This is a genomic window from Pseudomonas marincola, from assembly GCF_900116605.1.
Classification (GTDB): domain Bacteria; phylum Pseudomonadota; class Gammaproteobacteria; order Pseudomonadales; family Pseudomonadaceae; genus Aquipseudomonas; species Aquipseudomonas marincola.
Window position 1 is genome coordinate 766241 of record NZ_FPBC01000001.1, and the last position, 21316, is coordinate 787556.

The following is a 21316-nucleotide window of genomic DNA, read 5'->3' on the forward strand; positions in this document are numbered from 1 at the left end:
CGCTCGTTGGACCTAGCACAGCTTAGCCCAACCTACATTGCGTGGTTATTCAGCGCCGGAATTCAGCGCCAAACAGCGAAGTTAGCCGGGATAACCAGCCAACTTCGCCTATGTCGCCTTACAAGCCCTGTTTCAGACTGGCTTCGATGAACTCATCGAGGTCGCCATCAAGCACCGCATCGCAGTTACTGTTCTCGATGTTGGTGCGCAAATCCTTGATCCGCGACTGGTCGAGTACGTAAGAGCGAATCTGGTGGCCCCAGCCGATGTCGGACTTGGAGTCTTCCAGCACTTGTGAGGCTGCGTTGCGTTTCTGCACTTCCTGCTCGTACAGCTTGGCCCGCAACATTTTCATCGCGGTATCTTTGTTCGCATGCTGCGAGCGTTCGTTCTGGCAGCTCACCACGGTATTGGTCGGGACGTGGGTAATACGCACGGCCGAGTCAGTGGTGTTTACGTGCTGACCACCCGCGCCCGAGGAGCGATAGGTGTCGATGCGCAGGTCTGCCGGGTTGATCTCGATCTCGATGTTGTCATCGATTTCTGGCGAGACAAACACCGCAGTGAACGAGGTGTGGCGACGGTTGCCCGAGTCGAACGGACTCTTGCGAACCAGACGGTGAACACCGATTTCGGTGCGCAGCCAACCAAACGCGTACTCGCCCTTGATGTGCACGGTAGCGCCTTTGATACCGGCAACTTCACCGGCCGACAGCTCCATGATGGTCGCGTCGAAGCCGCGTTTGTCTGCCCAGCGCAAGTACATGCGCAGGAGCATGTTGGCCCAGTCCTGGGCTTCGGTACCGCCGGAACCTGCCTGAATATCCAGGTAGGCATTGTTGGCGTCCATCTCGCCGCTGAACATGCGGCGAAATTCGAGCTGTTCAAGAATGCCGCGCAGGCGCTCGACCTCAGCGGCCACATCGTCGACAGCCAACTGATCATCCTCTTCGGCGGCCATTTCAAGCAGATCACGGGAATCTGCCAGGCTGCCGTTGAGGTCATCCAGGGTTTCGACAATCAGGGCCAGAGAGGCGCGTTCACGCCCCAGATTCTGGGCGTATTCGGGATCATTCCAGACGTTCGGGTCTTCGAGCTCTCGGTTAACTTCAACTAGACGATCATGCTTTTGATCGTAGTCAAAGATACCCCCGAATAGTCTGGGTGCGCTCGGACAGGTCCTTGATGCTATTAAGGATCGGGTTGATTTCCATGGCTGGCAGCACTCGCAGGTAAAACGTTCGAAAAGCCGAACATTATACCTGCTCTGTCAACTCACCGACAGCCCGTGAATGCACAAGCCTTAATCGGCGATGCCGACCTGATTGCGACCGCCGGCCTTGGCTTGATAAAGCCCCTGATCGGCCTTCTCGACCAGCCCAACCGGATCTTGCCCTTGCTGCGGCACCATGGTCGCAACGCCAATACTGATGGTTACGTGCGAGCCTTCTGCGGGCATGTTGTGGGCGATATTCAGCTCCTCAACCGCACGGCGCAGCTTCTCGGCCTGCAACCGCGCACCGCCGCTCGAAGTGCCGGGCAGCACCATGACGAACTCTTCGCCGCCATAACGCGCGGCCAAATCACTGGCCCGGCTACAGGCCGCGTCCATCGCCTTGCCGAGCATGCGCAGCACTTCGTCGCCGGCAACATGGCCGAAATGGTCGTTATATTTCTTGAAATAGTCGACATCGATCATCACCAGCGACAACTGGCTGCTCTCGCGCATGGCGCGCTTCCACTCAATGTCCAGGTATTCGTCGAAGTGACGGCGATTGGCCAGACCGGTCAGGCCGTCCGACTTCATCATGCGTTGCAGCACCAAATTGGCTTCGAGCAACTGCTGCTGGCTTTCGCGCAATGCCCGAAACGCCTCGTCGCGCTGCTGCAGCGCGAGAAAGGAGCGCGAGTGATAACGAATGCGTGCGACCAACTCGATCACATCCGGCAACTTCACCAGATAATCATTGGCGCCGGCGCTGAACGCGGCACACTTGATCTGCGGGTCTTCCTTGGTCGACAGCACAATAATCGGCACGTCGCGCAAATTGGGTTCCGCGCGATAGGCCGGCAGCAGGCTCAAGCCATCGACGCCGGGCATCACCAGATCCTGCAGAATCACCGTCGGTTGTATCTGCAGCGCAACGGCCACGGCCTCATGCGGGTCTGAGCAGAAATGAAAATCGATACCGGGCTCGCTGACCAACGCGCGGCGCACGGCCTCCCCGATCATGGCCTGATCATCCACCAGCAGCACCATCACGGCTTGGTTTACCGAGACTGCAGATCGCATACTTCGCCCTTCAAATCACTCATTTAATTGCCATCGCAACAGACGATGGATGGTTTAGCCAAACGCGCGCATCAACCGCGGGGCGATATCGACCAACGGCAAAATTTCATCGGCTGCATCAATCGCAGCAGCCGCCTTAGGCATGCCGTAGACCGCACAGCTCTTCTGGTCCTGGGCGAGGGTGAGAAACCCGCGCTCACGCATATGTTTCAACCCTTGCGCGCCATCGCGGCCCATGCCAGTAAGCAATACGCCAACCGCATCGCCGCGCCAATGCTGTGCAAGGCTATCAAAAAAGACATCAATCGATGGCCGGTATATCTGCCCAAGCGGTTCTTCGGCATAAACCAGCCGGCCACCCGCCTGCAGGCACAGATGATTATTGGTGCCCGCCAGCAGAACCTCACCGTGTTTTGGCGACTCACCGTCACACGCCAACCGCACCGGCATTTGCGACTCACTGCTCAGCCAATGGGCCATGCCCGCCGCGAACTCGGCGTCGACATGCTGCACCAGCACAATGGCTGCATTAAACGTAACCGGCAATTGCTTCAACACTTCCAGCAACGAGGCCGGGCCGCCCGCCGAGGCGCCAATGGCGACCAGACGCTTGTTGTTTTCAGTCGCGCGGGGCTTAGCCTGAATGGTCGCGGCTTTTTTATCCGGCTGGCCAATCACCCAGCTTATGTTGTGCAACTTGCGCAGCAACGTACTGGAATCCAGCCCTTGCGGGCCGCCCAGACTCGGCGTATCCACCACATCCAGCGCGCCGTGGCCCATGGCCTCAAACACCAGGCCCATATTGCGCTGAATATCGGCGGTGACAATCAGGATCGCGCACGGCGCTTGCGCCATAATCAGCCGCGTTGCCTCGACACCGTTCATGACCGGCATCAGCAGGTCCATCAGCACCACGTCGGGGGTATTTTCCAGGCAGCACTCCAGCGCTTCGCGGCCATCGTGCGCCACCCACACCACCTGATGCCTTGGCTCGTGCGCAAGTGCCCGCCGCAGCGCCTCGACGGCAAGCGGCATGTCATTGACGATCCCTATCTTCATTGCGACGCATCCCCAATCAGTAGCTGCACAGCATCCAGCAGTGCTTCGTCGTGGAAGCTGGCCTTAGCCAGATAATAGTCTGCTCCGGCATCCAGACCGCGCTGGCGATCTTCGGCGCGGTCTTTGTAAGACACCACCATGACCGGCAGAGACTGCAAGCGACTGTCGCGGCGAACCAGCCCGACCAGTTCGATGCCGTCCATGCGCGGCATGTCGATATCGGTAATCAGCAGGTCAAACGACTCGGCGCGCAGCGCATTCCAGCCATCCATACCGTCTACGGCTACCGCCACATCATAGCCGCGCGCCAACAATAATTTGCGCTCCAGCTCACGTACCGTCAGTGAGTCATCGACCACCAGTACACGCTTGCGCGCGGCCGCTCCGGCTTGCCGTTCACGGCGGTCAACCCGCTGCAAACTGCCGCTGCCGAGGAGCTTGCCAATTGAGCTGCACAGGTCTTCCACATCGAGGATCAGCACCGGCGTGCCGTCATCCAGCAAGGCACCGGCAGACACATCGCGGACCTTGCCCAAGCGCCGGTCAAGCGGCATGACCACCAGCGTGCGCTCGCCAATGAAGCGCTCCACCGCCAAGCCGTAAACCTGTTCGCGGTCGCTGAGAATCACCACGGCAATATCCGTTTGCTCGCCGCGCTTGTCAGTCTTCTGCAACAGCTGACTGGCCGACACCAGGCTGACATGGCGGTTTTCATACCAGAAGTGCTGACGCCCTTCGAGTTGAACAATGTCCTCTGGCTGCAAGCGGATCATCCGCTCGATGTGCGCCAGCGCAATGGCATAGGCTTCGCCGCCAATTTCAACCACCAGGCTGCGCACCACAGAAAGGGTTAACGGCACTTCAATGAAGAACCGACTGCCGCCCCCGACCACCTGCTGCATGCGCACCCCGCCGCGCAACTGGCGCACCTCATGCATCACCGCATCCAACCCGACGCCACGCCCCGATACTTCGGTAACGCTTTCGCGCATGCTGAAACCGGGCAGGAACAGGAAGGCCAGCAGCTCATCTTCGCTCATGCGCTCCACGGCATCCTGCGGCGCCAGCTTGCGCGCCACAATCGCCGTGCGCAGCCGCTGCAAGTCAACGCCCGCGCCGTCATCGTGCAGCTCCAGGGCGAGCATGCCAGCGTGATGACGGGCACGCAGCAATAGCCGGCCCTCGGCAGGCTTGCCCTGATTGATGCGCACTTGCGGGTCTTCAATTCCGTGATCCACGGCATTACGCAGCAAGTGTGTCAGTGGCGCTTCCAAGCGCTCCAACACATCGCGGTCGACCTGTGTCGACTCGCCTTCGATATCCAAGCGCACTTGCTTACCCAGCGAGCGGCCCAGATCACGCACCATCCGCGCCTGCCCTTTGAGCACGTCGGCAAAGGGCCGCATGCGCGATTCCAGCGCGGCGTCATAGAGCTGCTGGGTGCGCCGACTACCCTGCCAGGCGAAGTCATCGAATGCTTCCATGTGTTCGGCAAGCATCTGCTGGCTGTCACCGAGCAACTTGCGCACCTCGCCCAGCAACGCCTGCGCGGCAGGATCGAGGTCGCTCTGCTGGGTAATTTCGCGCAGGTTATCCAGGGTTTTACTGGCGGCCGCCTGTGTGCGTTTGAGGCGCATTAATGACTGGCTCAGCGCTGTAGTCTGCTGGAACTCGACCAGCGACTTACCCGACATATCCAGCAGATGATCCAGCCGCGCCGAAGACACCCGCAGTACGCGGCCACGGCCCGTTTCAGCGGCCTCTGCAGGCCCCTCGCCAGTTGCCTCGGCAAGGGTCGACTGCACTGGAGTAGACGCTGGCAGGCTTTCTGCGGCCTTGGCTTCTGCTGGCGTGTGTGCAGTGAAATCCAGCGCATCACGTTCGCTTTCAGGCTCAACGATTGGCGGCTCGGAAGCCGTCGCGGCGGGTGGCTGCGTCGGCATGGCCAAGCCCGGCGAGCCCTGCACAAACAGGGTCTGCAAACGTGCGACCAGCGCGCTGACCGCTTGTGCTTGCTGCTCGGCACCCGCCTCGCTGACTGGCGTGGCTATTTGCATGAGCATATCGGCGCCTTGCAGCAAGCCATCAATATGCTCAGAGGCCAGCGTTAACAGCCCCTCCTGCGCGGCGACAAAAATGTCTTCCATGGCGTGGGCGATCTTGACGCCGGGGTCGAGCCCGACAATACGTGCCGCGCCCTTGAGTGAGTGGGCGGCGCGCATGCAGGCTTCGAGTTGCCCGGCATGCTGCGGCTCGCGCTCCAGCACCAGAAGCCCTGCGCCCAAGAGCTGGGTTTGCGCTTCAGCCTCGAGCTTGAACAACTCCAGCAGGGATGCGTCCCTCATCTGATCCGGGGTCATTGCAGGCTCCTGACCATCGCGTGCTGGAGCAATTGCTCATCCAGCAGGGTAATACTGCGCTCGCGCCACTGCGTGACTCCCTGAGCAAACTGCCCTGCTGTTTGGCCGGCAGCGCGATTGGCCGGCACGATGGCCGCGAGCGGCAAGGGATGAATGCCTTCAACCTCATCCACCGGGCTGACCAATACGCCGTCCGCGCCCTGCAAAATCAGCATTCGCGGCACTACCCGGCGCTCGCTGGAAACGCTGCTGGCAGCCTCCAGCCCGAGCAATTCGCTGAGCGACAAACAGGCGACCAGCGCGCCATTGACGTTGGTCACGCCCAGCAGACTGCGTGTGCGCTGATGCGGCAGCGAATGAATCGGGGTTTGCGCAACAACCGCGACCAGACTGCGGGTCGCCAGCCCCAGCCATTCATCGCCAAGCCGGAAAATCAGGGTCGAACGCGTCTCGCCAATGTCATCGGTGTCAGCCTGAGCCGGTTCGTCTTCGTACTGATGCAGCGCGCCGTAGCGATCCAGCAACACCACCGCCGCCTCGGCATAAACCTCACAGTTGCGGCAATGCACATGTTTGGCCAAGCGCTCGCAACTCTTGTCACCGTATACGCCAATGCGCTTCCAGCAGTCGTCAATCACCGGCATTTCACCCACGCCAACGCCCTCATCCATCTTGCTTCACTCCACGACTGGCGCGCTCTTGCAATCGCCGGGCACCGGCCAGATCGCCCTTGGCCGCGAGCAACAGTGCCAACTGGGCCAGCGCCTCACGGTGATGCGGGTCGATGTACAAAACCTTACGGTAATAATTCTGCGCAGCATCGGCCTGGCCAGCGCCGTCGCTGAGCAAGCCCAGCCAGTAGAAAACCCCGGCCGAACCACCGCGCTCTGCCAGCAAACGTTCGCAGGCGGCGCGGGCCTCATCACTGCGACCGCTGTTGGCGAGCTGCTCGATATTGCTCAGCTCAAGCGCCGCAGCATCGCTCTGATTCGCAGCTGGGCTCGGCGACTTGGCCGGTTCAATCTTGTTCAGGGCCGGTTTTTTGCTGACGGCCGGTCGCGCAACAGGCTGGCGAGAAATCGGCGGGGCAACCGGGACTGGAATCACCGGCGGGCGATAGTTCAGTGCGGGCCTCGCCGGGCGCTGGTCACGCTGGAACACGAAACTCAGCGGCACCCCAAGCGCGCGCAAACCATTGCTGCTCATCAGCCCGGCTTCTGCTGGCCCGGTAAACAGCGAGCCGTTTTCATCCAGCAAACCCTTGAGCACTTTGAGCGCCTGTTCCTGAGTCGGCCGGTCAAAATAAATCAGCAGGTTGCGGCAAAAAACCATGTCATAACGCGGCTGCGTCGCCAGCACCGGGGCGGCCAGCAGGTTCGCGCAACTGAAATTGACCTTGTCGCGTACCTCGGCATTCAACTCAAAGGCATCGCCGCGTGCGCTGAAATAGCGCCGTTGAAAGGTCAGGTAATCGCCACGAAACGCATTGCGTCCGTATACCCCGGCCTTGGCGTGCTGCACGACGCGCTCGCTGATATCAAACGCATCAACACTGAAGCGGGCCTTGTCGATACCGGCATCGAGCAACGCCATCACAATTGAATAGGGTTCCTCGCCGGTCGAACACGGCAAGCTGATGATGCGCAGCGGGCGACTGCCGGCAAGGCTGGTGAGCCGTTCCTGAGCCAGACGCCCGAGCACGGCGAAGGATTCGGGGTAACGGAAAAACCAGGTCTCCGGCACCACAATCGCTTCAATCAAAGCCTGCTGCTCGCGACTGGAGCCTTGCAGCAATTGCCAGTAAGCCGCGGGATCGGCGGTACCCGCTGCACGTTGCCGCTGCTTGATTGCCCGCTCCAAAGCGCTATGGCCGACGGACTCGATATCCATGCCAATGCGCTGATGCAGCCATTGCTGAAATTGCTCAAGCATCGCTGCGCACCTGCGCTGCGTTCTCGCCCAGCAAAAACGCGCGTAAATCCGCGTCGAGCAATTGCTCGACCGTGATTTTTTGCAGCACACCATCAACTGCCGGCTGAACCGCACCGAGATACTCAGGCTGCCCGGCCATCGGGCTGGCACTGAACGCGGCATCGTTAATACGCCGGGTTTCACTGACCCGTTCGAGAATCAGCCCCACCGTCAGTAATGGCTCGTCAGCGTCTTGCTGCTGGCGGTAGTGCACCAGCACCAGCCGCGTACTGGTGCGCAATTCGGCGGGGCGTGCGAAAGCCCGGGCAGACAGATCGAGCACCGGCAAAACCTGCCCGCGATAGTTGAACAATCCGGCCACCCAGTGCGGCGCCTCGGCGACCTGCTTGAGCGGCGGCAACGGCAAGATGGCGACAATGTCCTTCGCGGCCAGTGCGTAGCGGTCGTCACCCATGCGAAACAGCAGGTACAGCGCATCACGCTGCTGCGCTGCAGAACGGGCGCTGCTGCGGTTCACAGGTTTATACCCGGAAACGGCTAACGCCGGTACGCAAGCTGTTGGCGACCTGATTTAGCTCATCAATCGCCGAGCTGGTCTGGCGCAATGATTCGACTGTCTGGCCGCTGGCCTCGCCCAACTGGGCCAGTGCCTGATTGATTTGATCCGCGCCGGTGGCTTGCGCCTGCATGCCTTCGTTGACCATTTGCACACGCGGCGCCAGCGCCTGAACCTGCTGAATAATCTGCGAGAGCTGCTCACCAACCTGCGCGACCTCAGAGATTCCTCGTCTGACCTCTTCTGAGAATTTGTCCATGCCCATGACACCGGCCGATACCGCGGACTGAATCTCGCGCACCATCTGCTCGATATCGTAGGTGGCAACGGCGGTCTGGTCGGCCAAACGTCGTACTTCGGTGGCGACCACGGCAAAACCACGGCCATATTCACCGGCCTTTTCCGCCTCAATCGCGGCGTTGAGCGACAGCAAGTTGGTCTGATCGGCAAACTTGACGATGGTGGTAACCACTTGCGTGATATTGCCTGCCTTCTCGTTGAGTATCGCCAGCTTGGCGTTTACCAGATCCGCCGCACCCATGACCTGATGCATGGTGTCTTCCATGCGCGTCAGGCCCAACTGGCCGGAGCCGGCCAACACCGAGGTGTGCTCGGCGGTGCTGGAGACTTCACTCATGGTGCGCACCAGATCACGGGAGGTCGCGGTAATTTCCCGCGAAGTAGCGCCGATTTCCGTGGTCGTGGCGGCAGTCTCTGTCACCGTGGCTTGCTGCTGCTTGGAGGTCGCGGCAATTTCGGTCACCGAGGTGGTCATCTGCACGGCCGAGCGCTGAGCCTGAGTCACCAGCCCTTTAAGGGCTTCGCTCATGTTGTTGAAGCCTTCTTCGATGGCGTTGAATTCGTCTTTACGCTGCAAATCCATGCGCACCGACAAATCACCACCGCCCATAATCTTGAGCGTATTGACCACCTGCGCGATTGGCTGGGTAATCGCCCGCAACAACAGGAAGCCACTGACCGCCGCCAACGCAACCGCGAGTAAAACGGCGAGCAGCATGCTCAGCTCCAGCTCGGTCACGGACTCGTGGATATCCGCCACCGAGGTAATCGCAACATCGCGGTTAACTTCAACCAGCTTGTTCAACACTTCACGGCCCTGCTGCCAGTCTGCAAGCATCTGGCCGGTACTCAGGGCAAAGGCATCGGCACTGCGACCTTGCTTGTGCAACGCCAGCATCTGCTCGTGCAAGCCCAGATACTGCTTGCGCAGCTGCTTGAATTCGGCAATCAGGGTGCGCTCATGCGCCTCGGTAATAGTGGTTTCATAGATATTCAGGTCTTGTTCCAGCGCTTGCTCGGTTTTGCTGAACTGCGCCTCGTCCTGATCCAATAACTGCGACTCGGCCACGCCATTGTTCTGCGAGGCAACCAACAATTCCTTGCGGGTCAGCAGCATGTGGTCGACCCAAGAACTACGTATGCGCGATATCTGATACAGGCCAGGAACGGCGTTATCACGCACCAACTGCGCGCCTCTTTCCACGACTACCAGGCGGTTGTAGGCAACTGCCGCCATGAGCAGCAAGATGGTGATCACAACAGCAAAGCTTGCGATGATGCGCAGCTGAACAGACCAGTTCTTCACAGTATTCCCCGATTCCAAGTTTGCAGGCATGCCTACAGTTTTAGCGCACAAGGCTATGCACGCGACTCTAGAGGCTCGCCCGCTGCCGGGCAAGCGACTAACTGCAATCGCTGCAAACTTATCAGCCGCCCCTCGGTTTAAACGTGGAGTAAGTCTGGCGCATGCACCTGGTTATCGGCCGCACTCGCCTGCTGCTGAAGAATTAGTTCAGAGGCCTTTTCGGCAATCATCACCACCGGCGAGCAAGTGTTGCCTGAGATGATCGTCGGCATGATTGACGCATCGGCGATGCGCAGGCCGCGAATACCGTGCACACGCAACTGCGCATCCACCACAGCGGCGGCATCGTTGCCCATCTTGCAGGTGCCTACAGGGTGGAAAATGGTCGTGCCGATTTCGCCGGCCGCGCGCTGCAAATCAGCTTGAGACTGATACGCAGGGCCCGGTTTGTATTCACGCGGCTCATAAGCTGCCAAGGCGGGCGATGCGACAATTTTTCGGGTCAGTCGAATCGCATCGGCTGCCACCTGCAAGTCGCGCTCGTCACTGAGGTAGTTGGGCGCAATAAGCGGCGCAGCAGCCGGATCAATCGAATTGATCTGCACCTGCCCACGGCTGTGCGGGCGCAGGTTGCAGACCGAGGCGGTGAATGCGGGAAACTCATGCAGCGGATCGCCAAAACGCTCCAGCGAAAGCGGCTGTACGTGATACTGCAAGTTTGCCGTGGCGTGTTCCGGGCTGGAGCGGGCAAATGCGCCGAGCTGGCTGGGCGCCATCGACAAAGGCCCGCTGCGCTTGAGCATATATTCAAGGCCCATGCCCATTTTGCCCCACAGGCTGGCGGCGATCTGATTAAGGGTTTTAACCCCGCTGACCTTGTAGATCAGCCGCAACTGCAAATGGTCCTGCAGATTGGCGCCCACCCCGGGCAGTTCATGGCGCACGCCGATGCCGAGCTTTTCCAGCAATGGCCGCGGACCAATGCCAGAGCGTTGCAGCAATGCGGGGGTGCCGATAGCGCCTGCACACAGAATGACTTCACGGTTGGCGCGTACAGTTACTGGCTGGCCCTGATAAATCAACCGCAATCCTTCGGCCCGGTCATCCTTAAGCTCGACCCGGTCAACCAGCGTATCGGTTATTACCTGCAGATTGGGCCGCTGTTTAATGTCACGCAGAAAAGCCTTGGCCGCATTCCAGCGCACGCCGCCCGACTGATTAACCTGAAAATAGCTGCAACCAAAGTTATCGCCGGTGTTGAAATCCGCAACGCTGGGAATACCGTTCTGCGCGGCGCCCTCCCGAAACGCTTCAAGTATCTGCCAGGTCAGGCGCTGCTCAGAAACCTTCCACTCGCCCTTGCCGCCGTGCATATCACTGTCACCGGCAAAGTGGTTCTCACAGCGTTTGAACAACGGTAATACATCGCTCCAGGCCCAACCCGAATTACCCTGCGCGGCCCAACCGTCGTAATCCGCCGATTGCCCGCGCATGTAGATCATGCCGTTGATTGAGCTGCTGCCGCCAAGCACCCGCCCCCGCGGATATTTCAGCGAACGGCCATTGAGGCCCGGCTCACTGGCCGTTTCAAAGCACCAGTCGGTACGCGGATTACCGATGCAATACAGATAGCCGACAGGGATATGAATCCACGGGTAGTTGTCCCGCCCACCCGCTTCGATCAGCAACACCCGAACAGCCGGATCGGCCGACAGCCTGTTAGCCAGCAAACAACCCGCAGGGCCGGCGCCGACAATCAGGTAATCATAACGATCAAGAAGTGGTTGCATGTGCGCCTCGCGGTCGGATCATGTGAGTGATGACCCGCAGACTAACGCGCGCGCAGAAGGAACGACATACGCCATAGGTTGCAGACATAAGCCAACATTCAGCCTGTCGCACACACTGGCAACCGGCTGAATAATGGTCTGGGCATCAAGCGTTGATCTGCTCCTCAAGATGCGCCTGCAAGCCGGGCTCTATCCCCAAATGCTGCGCCAACTGGTCCAGATAAACTCGCTCGCCGCCCTCCTGACGCCCCACCAACAAGGCGCTGGCCAAGTACATTTCCGCCGCCATTTCCGGGGTTTTCGCCGCAATCGCAACGTCTGCCGGATTCAGCGGGCGACGCACCTCAGCATCCAGCCACGCCTGCAGGCCGGGGTCATCCGCGAGCTTGTGAATCTCGGCGTAAATCAGTTTCTTCTCCTGCTCATCAATTCGCCCGTCTGCCTTGGAGGCGGCAATCAGCGCCCGCAACACCGCATTGCTGCGTTCCTCAAGTTCAGGGCCAGCCGAAGGTCCGGCCAGCAATTCTTCGGATTGCGGCGCATTAACGAACGCATTGCGGGTAGCCGTCTGCGCGCCGGAATCCTGATTACGTTGCCAGGCGCTGTAGGCTTGAAACGCCAGCATGCCCAGCGTTGCCAGGCCGCTGTAGTTAATCCCGCCGCCTGAGCCCTGTTGCCGCCCACCGGCTTGAGTTGGCGCTGCGGAGGACGGCCCACCGCCGAGCAAACCGCCCAGCAGCCCGCCTAAACCACCCATACCGCCAGAAGCTCCAGAACTCTGGCCGCCTCCACCCAATAAACCGCCCAACGCCCCACCCAGCGCGCCGCCAAGACCGCCCATCCCTGAGGTGCTTTGGCGACCGCCACCGCCTTGCCCAGAGAGCCCGGACTTGAGTAACTGCTCAAGTAAATCACTGGTGTTCATTGATGCCTCCTTCGGCAGATCCAGCCGATTCAGGCTATTGAAGATAGCCCAAGCCCGGAGTCACGCGATGGCGTCCGCCAAACGGCGGGATCACGCCGGCTCGACGAATAACTCGAACGGCTTACGCAGTTGCCACATCAAGGTATAAAACAGCCATCGATCTATCTAAATAATCGAAAGTATCGCTACATTATTGTAAATTCAGCTTAAACCGCAGCCAAAAGCAGCCATAAAACACCATGATGACCCTGCGCCAGATTCGCCACTTCATCGCTGTCGCCGAAACCGGCTCGATCTCCGCCGCCGCTCAGGCGGTGTTTATTTCGCAATCGACCCTGACTCTGGCGATTCAGCAGCTCGAAGAAGAAATCGGCGTGAGCCTGTTCAATCGACACGCCAAAGGTATGTCACTGACCCATCAGGGCCATCAGTTTCTGAGGCAGGCACACTTGATTCTGGCCACTGTGGATAACGCCAAGCGCAGCCTGCAACAAAGCACCGACACTGTTGCAGGCAGCCTGACAATTGGCGTAACCAGCTTGGTTGCCGGTTACTACCTGGCCGACCTGCTCACCCGCTTTCAACGCGCCTACCCCAACGTTGAGATCCGCGTACTTGAAGATGAGCGCCCTTATATTGAGCACTTGCTGGTCAGCGGCGAGATCGACGTCGGCGTGCTTATTTTGTCCAACCTCGAAGACCGCCACGCCCTGCAAACAGAAGTACTCACTCACTCGCCACTGCGCTTATGGCTGCCGCCGCAGCACGCGTTGCTGGAACTCGACAGCATCAGCCTGGCCGACATTGTTAGCGAGCCGTTAATCCAGATGAATGTCGATGAAATGGGCCTCAACGCCCAGCGCATCTGGAGTGGTGCCGGCCTGCAACCCAACATCACCCTGCGCACCGGCTCGACCGAAGCGGTGCGAAGTTTGGTGGCGGCCGGCCTTGGCATATCCATCCAGCCAGACATGACGTATCGGCCGTGGTCGCTGGAGGGCGACATTATTGAAGCGCGCTCGGTGGTCGACCTGACTCAGACTCTCGATGTGGGCTTGGCCTGGCGCCGCGGCACGGCGCGTCCCGCGCTGGTTGACCCGTTTCTGACCGTAGCCCGCGAGCTGCCAACCGGGCGCAAGCCATCTATTTAATCGAACACCACCTTCAGTATTAAGAAATTGTAGGCACCGATCAGGCCATCTAGTCTCTATCGCACTATAAGAACTGCGCTACCCGCGCAAACAATAGAGCACAGAAACTATGGCAAGCTCCGCCACCCTGACTCCGCTAAGCCATCACCTGCTGATCAACGGTGAACTGGTGCTTGGCAGCGGCGCGCCGGAAACCGTGCTCAATCCGGCAACCGGTGAAACCCTTGCGCATGTTCACGAAGCCTCTGCCGAACAGGTTGAAGCCGCTATCGTCGCGGCCCATGAAGCCTTCTCCAGTTGGTCGCGCACCACACCGCAACAGCGCTCGGTATGCTTGCTGGCAATTGCCGATGTAATCGAACGCAACGCCGATTCGCTCGCCCGCCTCGAAGCCCTCAACTGCGGCAAGCCCCTGCATCTGGCCCGTCAGGATGACCTGAGTGCGGCAGTGGATGTCTTCCGTTTCTTTGCCGGCGCGGTGCGCTGCCAAAGCGGTCAGTTGTCTGGTGAATATATTCCCGGCTACACCAGCATGGTGCGCCGTGATCCGATTGGCGTGATCGCCTCGATTGCACCGTGGAATTACCCGCTGATGATGGCCGCTTGGAAAATCGCACCGGCATTGGCGGCAGGCAACACCCTGGTTTTCAAACCGTCCGAACACACTCCGTTATCGATTCTGGCGCTCGCGCCGATGCTCAACACAGTTCTGCCGGCAGGCGTGTTGAATATTGTCTGTGGCGGCGGCGAAGGTGTTGGCAGCCACTTGGTTGGCCATCCCAAAGTGCGCATGGTCTCGCTCACCGGCGACATCGTTACCGGGCAGAAAATCCTCCAGACCGCTGCCAAGACGCTCAAGCGCACCCATCTTGAACTGGGCGGCAAAGCGCCGGTGATTGTCTGCAACGACGCCGATCTGCAAGCCGTAATCGAAGGCGTGCGCAGCTACGGTTATTACAACGCCGGGCAGGACTGCACAGCTGCCTGCCGCATCTACGCACAAGCCGGTATTCATGATCGCCTGGTCGCTGAACTGGGTGACGCGGTCAGCAGCCTGCGCTTTGCCCGCAAACGTGATGAAGACAACGAACTCGGCCCGCTGATCAGCGCGCGCCAACGTGACCGCGTGGCCAGCTTTGTAGAGCGCGCGCTCGGCCAGCCGCACATCGAGCGCGTCACAGGCGCAGCCGTGCACTCCGGCCCCGGTTTCTATTACCAGCCAACCTTGCTGGCGGGCTGTCGGCAGAACGATGAAATCGTCCAGCGCGAAGTGTTCGGGCCAGTCGTCACGGTGACCCGCTTTGACCAGCTTGAGCAGGCGGTGGACTGGGCAAACGACTCCGAATACGGCCTTGCCTCTTCGGTGTGGACACAGAATCTGGACAAGGCCATGCAGGTGGCCGCGCGCCTGCAATACGGCTGCACCTGGATCAACAGCCACTTCATGCTCGCCAGCGAAATGCCCCACGGCGGCATGAAGCGCTCCGGTTACGGCAAGGATTTATCCAGTGACTCTCTGCAGGACTACAGCGTGGTGCGCCACATCATGGCGCGCCACGGCAACGCCCTGGATTGAACAGACATAACAATTGATGAAGTCGCCCATAAGGGCACCTGTTGCACGACGTTTAACTGCCCCGACCTAACAATAGAAAAGAGGGAACTCCGATGATCGTGAAAAAAACTCTGCTCCTCAGCGCACTCTCAACTGCGCTGCTGGCCGCCGGTAGCGTCAACGCTGCAGAAGCGCTGCAATCGATCGGCAAAGGCGAAGGCCAACTGGATATCATCGCCTGGCCTGGCTATATCGAGCGTGGCGAAACCGACAAAGGCTATGACTGGGTTACCGGCTTCGAGAAGCAGACCGGTTGCATGGTCAACGTTAAAACCGCCGCCACCTCGGATGAAATGGTCAGCCTTATGGCCAAGGGCGGCTACGATCTGGTTACGGCATCGGGTGACGCCTCCTTGCGTTTGGTCGCGGGCAAGCGCGTACAGCCGATCAACACCGCACTGATCGCCAACTGGAAGAACGTCGACAAGCGTCTGCAAGATGCACCGTGGCACACCGTTAACGGCACGCATTACGGCACGCCGTACCAGTGGGGCCCGAACGTGCTGATGTACAACGCCGAGCTGTTCAAGCAAGCGCCGACCAGCTGGAGCGTCGTATTCAAGGAAACCACCCTGCCCGACGGCAAGAGCAACAAAGGCCGCGTGCAAGCTTATGACGGCCCGATCTACATCGCCGACGCCGCGCTGTACCTGAAAACCGCGCAGCCGGAATTGGGCATCAAAGACCCGTACCTGCTCGACGAGAAACAATACGCCGCCGTGCTTGATCTGCTGCGCCAGCAACACGAGCTAATCCACCGCTACTGGCATGACGCAACCGTGCAAATGAGCGACTTCAAAAACGAAGGCGTGATGGCGTCCGGTTCCTGGCCATATCAGGTCAACGCCCTGCAACTCGAAAAGCAGCCAATTGCCTCGACCGTACCGGCTGAAGGCGCTACCGGCTGGGCCGACACCACCATGCTGCACGCCGATGCCAAGCATCCATCGTGCGCCTATCAGTGGATGAACTGGTCACTGGACAACAAGGTTCAGGGCGACGTCGCGGCCTGGTTTGGCTCGCTGCCTGCCGTACCGGCGGCGTGTGAAGGCAACGAACTGCTCGGCGCCGAGGGCTGCAAAACCAACGGTTTCGACAACTTCGACAAGATTGCCTTCTGGAAAACCCCACAGTCCGAAGGCGGCAAGTACGTGCCCTACAGCCGCTGGACTCAGGACTACATCGCCATCATGGGCGGCCGGTAACTCTCACCTCGCGCTGATTGCGCGATCCGTGGGCGGCGTTGTGTTAACGCACAACGCTCGCCTAGCGGCTGGTTAACGTGGCGTCGTGCTGCGCCATGAAACGCATCTCTTCGCTGTTTTTGAGATTGCTGGGGCGGAGCAAGCCACACGCCCATTGGGTAATTTTTTTGCGTAGCTAGACAGCTTTAGATCCATCGGCACCGACGTTCTGTGTCGGCAAGCCTGAACGATGGCGTGGATGGATTATTTTTCTCCTGGAGTTTTTTGACATGACCCTTGCAGTGCAATTCACCGATGTGTCCCGCGTATTCGGCGACGTAAGAGCCGTAGACCGGGTGTCCATCGACATCCAGGACGGAGAATTCTTTTCCATGCTGGGCCCTTCCGGCTCTGGCAAAACCACCTGTTTGCGCCTGATCGCCGGATTTGAACACCCGAGCGCCGGCTCAATCCGAATTCACGGGGTCGAGGCCGTTGGCCTTGCGCCGTACCAGCGCGACGTTAATACCGTCTTCCAGGACTACGCCCTGTTCCCGCACATGAACGTTCGCGACAACGTGGCCTATGGCTTGAAGGTTAAAGGCGTGGGCAAGTCCGAACGCCTCAACCGTGCTGAAGAGGCACTGGGCATGGTCGCCCTCGCCGGTTATGGCGATCGTAAACCGGCACAGCTTTCGGGTGGCCAGCGCCAGCGTGTGGCATTGGCCCGCGCACTGGTCAACCGCCCGCGCGTATTGCTCCTCGATGAGCCACTCGGCGCACTCGACTTGAAGTTGCGTGAACAAATGCAGGGCGAACTGAAGAAGCTTCAGCGCCAGCTGGGTATTACCTTCATTTTCGTCACCCACGACCAGACCGAAGCCCTGTCGATGTCGGACCGTGTGGCGGTGTTCAACAAAGGCCGGATCGAGCAGGTCGACACCCCGCGCAATCTTTACATGAAGCCGGCCACACCGTTTGTGGCCGAGTTCGTCGGCACCTCGAATGTGCTGCGCGGTGAAATCGCCCAACGCCTGACTGGCAGCGCGCAGCCGTTCTCGATTCGCCCGGAACATATTCAATTTGCCGAAGGCGCCGCCTCCAGCGAGCACGTCGAACTCAGCGGCGTACTCCACGATATTCAGTATCAGGGCGCGGCCACGCGATTCGAACTGAAGCTCGATAACGGCGAAAACCTCAGCATCAGCCAGGCCAACTCGCAGTGGGAAACTCAGGCACAGCCGCTAACGCTGGGCCAGCAAGTGACTGCGCGCTGGCCACGGGAAGCGATGGTCACGCTGCATGACAACGCCGCAACCGAGGCTCGTTGACATGCAAATTTCCACTCCTATCGCGGTCGCCGAGCAACGCCAAGGCGTGATGAATCGACTGTCGAGCCTGCTCTACCGCAAGCCCAACCTGTACCTGTCGATGTTGCTGATTCCGCCGCTGGTGTGGTTCGGCGCAATTTACCTGGGCTCGTTGCTCAACCTGCTCTGGCAAGGTGTTTACACCTTCGACGACTTCAGCATGACGGTGCTGCCGGAACTGACCACGGCCAACTTCACGGCGCTGTTCCAGCCGGCCAACTTCGACATCATCGTGCGCACAGTGAGCATGGCCATTGCCGTTTCGATTGGCAGCGCCCTGATCGCATTCCCGATTGCCTATTACATGGCGCGCTACACCACCGGCAAAACCAAGGCGTTTTTCTACATCGCGGTGATGATGCCAATGTGGGCCAGTTACATCGTCAAGGCCTACGCCTGGACCTTGCTTCTGGCCAAAGGCGGCGTGGCGCAGTGGTTCGTTGAGCACATGGGCCTGACCCCGCTGCTGCAATTCATTCTGGGCATTCCCGGCGTGGGCGGCAGCACGTTGTCGACCTCGCACCTGGGCCGCTTCTTCGTGTTTATCTACATCTGGCTGCCGTTCATGATTTTGCCGATTCAGGCCGCACTGGAACGCCTGCCGCCTTCCCTGCTACAAGCCTCCAGCGACCTTGGCGCACGGCCTTGGCAGACGTTTGTGCAGGTGATCTTGCCGCTGTCGATTCCAGGCATTGCGGCGGGTTCGATCTTCACTTTCTCACTGACCCTCGGCGACTTCATCGTGCCGCAACTTATCGGCCCGCCCGGCTACTTCATCGGCAGCATGGTCTACGCCCAGCAAGGCGCGATCGGCAACATGCCGATGGCCGCCGCCTTCACCCTGGTGCCGATTGTGTTAATCGCCATTTATTTGTCTGTCGTCAAACGTCTGGGGGCCTTCGATGCACTCTGAAAAAGCTTCGCTGGGCCTGAAGATCGCCGCATGGGGCGGGCTGGTATTCCTGCACTTCCCGATCTTCATCATCTTTTTGTACGCCTTCAACACCGAAGACGCGGCCTTCAGTTTTCCACCGCAAGGCTTCACCCTGGATTGGTTCAGCGTGGCGTTTGCGCGGGAGGATGTACTTGAATCGATCAAGCTGTCGCTGCAAATCGCCAGCATCGCCACGCTGATCGCCATGGTGCTCGGCACACTGGCGGCAGCGGCGCTGTATCGCCGCGACTTCTTCGGCAAGGAGAGCATCTCGATGCTGCTGATTCTGCCAATTGCCCTGCCCGGCATTATTACCGGCCTGGCCTTGCTGGCAGCCTTCAAACGCTTCGGTATCGAGCCGGGAGTTATGACCATCGTGATCGGCCACGCAACGTTCTGTGTGGTGATCGTCTACAACAACGTGATCGCCCGCTTTCGTCGCACCTCGCACAGCCTGATCGAAGCCAGCATGGACCTCGGTGCAGATGGCTGGCAGACCTTCCGCTACATCATTCTGCCCAACCTCAGCTCGGCACTGCTGGCCGGCGGCATGCTCGCGTTTGCCCTGTCGTTCGATGAAATTATCGTCACCACCTTTACCGCTGGCCACGAACGGACGCTGCCGCTGTGGCTGCTCAACCAACTGAGCCGCCCGCGCGATGTGCCGGTGACCAACGTCGTCGCCATGATGGTGATGCTGGTGACCATGGTGCCGATTCTGGGTGCGTATTACCTGACCAAGAGCAGCGAAAGCGTCGCGGGTAGCGGCGGCAAATAACCAATTCAAACCACTGCGTGCGCGTGACACGCAGCTAATAAATTCCGACAAGAGGATTGCACAGATGCAAAGCAAAATGCTCATCAACGGCCAACTCGTTAACGGCGAAGGCGCCAGCCAGCCAGTGCTCAATCCGTCTCTTGGAACGGCACTGCTGCACATCAACGAGGCCAGCAGCGAGCAGGTCGATGCCGCCGTTCAAGCCGCCGATGCGGCGTTTGAAAGCTGGTCGCAAACCGCGCCAAAAGATCGCTCGCTGCTGCTGTTGCGCTTGGCCGATGCCATTGAAGCGCAGGCGGAAACTTTCGCCAAGCTCGAATCCGACAACTGCGGCAAGCCATACGCCGCCGCCCTGGGCGATGAAATCCCGGCCATTGCCGACGTATTCCGCTTCTTCGCCGGAGCCAGTCGCTGCCTTAACGGCTCGGCAGCAGGTGAATACCTGCCGGGCCACACCTCGATGATCCGCCGCGACCCGATTGGCGTGGTGGCTTCGATTGCGCCGTGGAACTACCCGCTGATGATGGTCGCGTGGAAAATCGCACCGGCACTCGCCGCGGGCAATACCGTGGTGCTCAAGCCTTCCGAGCAAACACCACTGACCGCCCTTAAATTGGGCGAACTGCTGGCTGAAATCTTCCCCGCTGGCGTGGTCAATATCGTCTTCGGCCGCGGCCCTTCCGTGGGCCAGCCGCTGACCACGCACAGCAAAGTGCGCATGGTCTCACTCACCGGTTCCGTGGCCACGGGCTCGAATATTATCTCCAGCACTGCTGACACCGTTAAGCGCATGCACATGGAGTTGGGCGGCAAGGCGCCGGTGCTGATTTTCGACGACGCCGACATCGACGCCGCCGTTGAGGGCATCCGCAGTTTCGGCTTCTACAACGCCGGACAAGACTGCACCGCCGCCTGCCGAATCTATGCGCAGAAAGGGATTTACCAGAAATTCGTCAAAGCCCTCGGCGAGGCCGTCAGCAGCATCAAGTATGGCCTGCAGGATGACCCGCAAACCGAGCTTGGCCCGCTGATTACTGCCGAGCATCGTGATCGCGTTGATGGTTTTGTTCAGCGCGCCGCTGCTCAGCCGCACATCAGCGTAGTGACGGGCGGTAAAAAGGTTGCCGGCGACGGTTTCTTCTTTGAGCCGACCGTACTCGCCGGCGCACGCCAGGACGACGAAATCGTCCAGCGCGAAGTGTTCGGGCCTGTGGTTTCAGTCACCGAGTTTGAAGACGAAGCACAAGCGCTGGAATGGGCCAACGATTCCGATTACGGCCTGGCTTCTTCGGTGTGGACTCAAGATGTCGGGCGCGCGCACCGCCTGGCTGCACGTTTGCAATATGGCTGCACCTGGGTAAACACGCACTTCATGCTGGTGAGCGAAATGCCGCACGGCGGGCAGAAGCTGTCGGGTTACGGCAAGGACATGTCCATGTACGGGCTCGAGGATTACACAGCGGTGCGCCACATCATGTTCAAACATTGATTTGAGCGTGGCTCGCTTGGCTGGCGGGTGTTGTGAAACGGCTCGAAGTGCTCACGTACTTATGTACGCTCCGCCGCTTCTCCCCATTCCACGCCTACGCCAGCCTGCCCGAGCCGCACTCAAGGGCTGGGATTTGAAGAGCACAGAGCAAAAAACAAAGAGCTTGTTGTGAAGCGGGGCGAAGTGCTGCGTACGTATGTACGCTGCACTTCGCCCCGTTAAAACCTATATACCCGACGGAGGATGGATAAACCGAAGGTTAATCCGTCATTAC

17 protein-coding genes are annotated in these 21316 nt (G+C 59.7%); 7 read left to right on the plus strand and 10 right to left on the minus strand.

Annotated features, from left to right (window positions below; all coding sequences use genetic code 11):
• Positions 1–118: 118 nt before the first annotated feature.
• The 10 genes from prfB to BM395_RS03765 form a co-directional block, all read right to left on the minus strand.
• Positions 119–1214 (minus strand): peptide chain release factor 2 gene (gene prfB, locus BM395_RS03720; protein WP_141124073.1). Its coding sequence is split into 2 segments (ribosomal slippage): positions 119–1141 and positions 1143–1214, totalling 1095 coding nucleotides; the frame shifts between segments, so codons are not numbered across the junction.
• 89 nt (positions 1215–1303) lie between these two features.
• A complete protein-coding gene (locus BM395_RS03725; RefSeq protein ID WP_239655495.1) occupies positions 1304–2293 on the minus strand; it encodes a response regulator in 990 nt (329 codons plus the stop codon).
• A 54-nt stretch (positions 2294–2347) separates the two neighbouring features.
• On the minus strand, positions 2348–3352 hold the full coding sequence (cheB, locus tag BM395_RS03730; protein WP_090508935.1) for a chemotaxis response regulator protein-glutamate methylesterase: 1005 nt from the start codon (positions 3350–3352) through the stop codon (positions 2348–2350).
• Entirely contained in the window at positions 3349–5712 is a 2364-nt protein-coding gene (locus BM395_RS03735; RefSeq protein WP_090508936.1) for a hybrid sensor histidine kinase/response regulator, read from the minus strand. Before BM395_RS03735 ends, cheB begins: the two co-directional genes overlap by 4 nt.
• Positions 5709–6383 carry a chemotaxis protein CheW gene (locus tag BM395_RS03740; RefSeq protein WP_090508937.1) on the minus strand — a complete coding sequence of 225 codons (675 nt, stop codon included), beginning with the start codon at positions 6381–6383 and terminating at the stop codon, positions 5709–5711. Before BM395_RS03740 ends, BM395_RS03735 begins: the two co-directional genes overlap by 4 nt.
• A complete protein-coding gene (locus tag BM395_RS03745; protein ID WP_090508938.1) occupies positions 6376–7644 on the minus strand; it encodes a CheR family methyltransferase in 1269 nt (422 codons plus the stop codon). Before BM395_RS03745 ends, BM395_RS03740 begins: the two co-directional genes overlap by 8 nt.
• Complete coding sequence (locus tag BM395_RS03750) at positions 7637–8161, minus strand: chemotaxis protein CheW (protein ID WP_280142207.1); 525 nt, start codon at positions 8159–8161, stop codon at positions 7637–7639. The genes BM395_RS03745 and BM395_RS03750 overlap by 8 nt, the downstream gene beginning before the upstream one ends.
• Before the next feature lie 4 nt (positions 8162–8165).
• Complete coding sequence (locus BM395_RS03755) at positions 8166–9806, minus strand: methyl-accepting chemotaxis protein (protein WP_069899535.1); 1641 nt, start codon at positions 9804–9806, stop codon at positions 8166–8168.
• A 137-nt stretch (positions 9807–9943) separates the two neighbouring features.
• Positions 9944–11596, minus strand: a complete 1653-nt coding sequence (locus tag BM395_RS03760) for a GMC family oxidoreductase (protein ID WP_090508939.1) — start codon at positions 11594–11596, stop codon at positions 9944–9946.
• Positions 11597–11741: 145 nt separating this feature from the next.
• Positions 11742–12521 carry a tellurite resistance TerB family protein gene (locus BM395_RS03765; protein WP_090508940.1) on the minus strand — a complete coding sequence of 260 codons (780 nt, stop codon included), beginning with the start codon at positions 12519–12521 and terminating at the stop codon, positions 11742–11744.
• A gap of 239 nt (positions 12522–12760) precedes the next feature.
• Here BM395_RS03765 and BM395_RS03770 point away from each other — a divergent pair, with 239 nt between their 5' ends.
• The 7 genes from BM395_RS03770 to BM395_RS03800 all read left to right on the plus strand — a co-directional run bounded on the left by BM395_RS03770 (position 12761) and on the right by BM395_RS03800 (position 21042).
• Complete coding sequence (locus tag BM395_RS03770; RefSeq protein WP_069899538.1) at positions 12761–13672, plus strand: LysR family transcriptional regulator; 912 nt, start codon at positions 12761–12763, stop codon at positions 13670–13672.
• A gap of 109 nt (positions 13673–13781) precedes the next feature.
• On the plus strand, positions 13782–15248 hold the full coding sequence (locus BM395_RS03775) for a gamma-aminobutyraldehyde dehydrogenase (RefSeq protein ID WP_090508941.1): 1467 nt from the start codon (positions 13782–13784) through the stop codon (positions 15246–15248).
• 92 nt (positions 15249–15340) lie between these two features.
• Positions 15341–16492, plus strand: coding sequence for a putative ABC transporter substrate-binding protein YdcS (gene ydcS / locus BM395_RS03780; RefSeq protein ID WP_090508942.1), 1152 nt, complete (start codon positions 15341–15343; stop codon positions 16490–16492).
• A gap of 269 nt (positions 16493–16761) precedes the next feature.
• Positions 16762–17802, plus strand: a complete 1041-nt coding sequence (locus tag BM395_RS03785; RefSeq protein ID WP_090508943.1) for an ABC transporter ATP-binding protein — start codon at positions 16762–16764, stop codon at positions 17800–17802.
• A 1-nt stretch (position 17803) separates the two neighbouring features.
• Positions 17804–18754 (plus strand): ABC transporter permease, encoded by a 951-nt coding sequence (locus tag BM395_RS03790; protein WP_090508944.1) that lies wholly within the window; start codon positions 17804–17806, stop codon positions 18752–18754.
• Positions 18744–19553, plus strand: a complete 810-nt coding sequence (locus tag BM395_RS03795; RefSeq protein WP_090508945.1) for an ABC transporter permease — start codon at positions 18744–18746, stop codon at positions 19551–19553. Before BM395_RS03790 ends, BM395_RS03795 begins: the two co-directional genes overlap by 11 nt.
• A gap of 64 nt (positions 19554–19617) precedes the next feature.
• Positions 19618–21042 carry a gamma-aminobutyraldehyde dehydrogenase gene (locus tag BM395_RS03800; RefSeq protein WP_090508946.1) on the plus strand — a complete coding sequence of 475 codons (1425 nt, stop codon included), beginning with the start codon at positions 19618–19620 and terminating at the stop codon, positions 21040–21042.
• Positions 21043–21316 lie beyond the last annotated feature (274 nt).

What these genes read in the sequence shown, in the direction of transcription:
- ydcS (WP_090508942.1), top strand. Translation starts at nt 15,341, where the DNA reads ATGATCGTGAAAAAAACTCTGCTCCTCAGCGCACTCTCAACTGCGCTG.
- BM395_RS03760 (WP_090508939.1), bottom strand. Translation starts at nt 11,596, where the DNA reads ATGCAACCACTTCTTGATCGTTATGATTACCTGATTGTCGGCGCCGGC.
- BM395_RS03785 (WP_090508943.1), top strand. Translation starts at nt 16,762, where the DNA reads ATGACCCTTGCAGTGCAATTCACCGATGTGTCCCGCGTATTCGGCGAC.
- BM395_RS03800 (WP_090508946.1), top strand. Translation starts at nt 19,618, where the DNA reads ATGCAAAGCAAAATGCTCATCAACGGCCAACTCGTTAACGGCGAAGGC.
- BM395_RS03735 (WP_090508936.1), bottom strand. Translation starts at nt 5,712, where the DNA reads ATGACCCCGGATCAGATGAGGGACGCATCCCTGCTGGAGTTGTTCAAG.
- BM395_RS03775 (WP_090508941.1), top strand. Translation starts at nt 13,782, where the DNA reads ATGGCAAGCTCCGCCACCCTGACTCCGCTAAGCCATCACCTGCTGATC.
- BM395_RS03725 (WP_239655495.1), bottom strand. Translation starts at nt 2,293, where the DNA reads ATGCGATCTGCAGTCTCGGTAAACCAAGCCGTGATGGTGCTGCTGGTG.
- BM395_RS03795 (WP_090508945.1), top strand. Translation starts at nt 18,744, where the DNA reads ATGCACTCTGAAAAAGCTTCGCTGGGCCTGAAGATCGCCGCATGGGGC.
- BM395_RS03765 (WP_090508940.1), bottom strand. Translation starts at nt 12,521, where the DNA reads ATGAACACCAGTGATTTACTTGAGCAGTTACTCAAGTCCGGGCTCTCT.
- BM395_RS03770 (WP_069899538.1), top strand. Translation starts at nt 12,761, where the DNA reads ATGATGACCCTGCGCCAGATTCGCCACTTCATCGCTGTCGCCGAAACC.
- BM395_RS03790 (WP_090508944.1), top strand. Translation starts at nt 17,804, where the DNA reads ATGCAAATTTCCACTCCTATCGCGGTCGCCGAGCAACGCCAAGGCGTG.
- cheB (WP_090508935.1), bottom strand. Translation starts at nt 3,352, where the DNA reads ATGAAGATAGGGATCGTCAATGACATGCCGCTTGCCGTCGAGGCGCTG.
- BM395_RS03740 (WP_090508937.1), bottom strand. Translation starts at nt 6,383, where the DNA reads ATGGATGAGGGCGTTGGCGTGGGTGAAATGCCGGTGATTGACGACTGC.
- BM395_RS03745 (WP_090508938.1), bottom strand. Translation starts at nt 7,644, where the DNA reads ATGCTTGAGCAATTTCAGCAATGGCTGCATCAGCGCATTGGCATGGAT.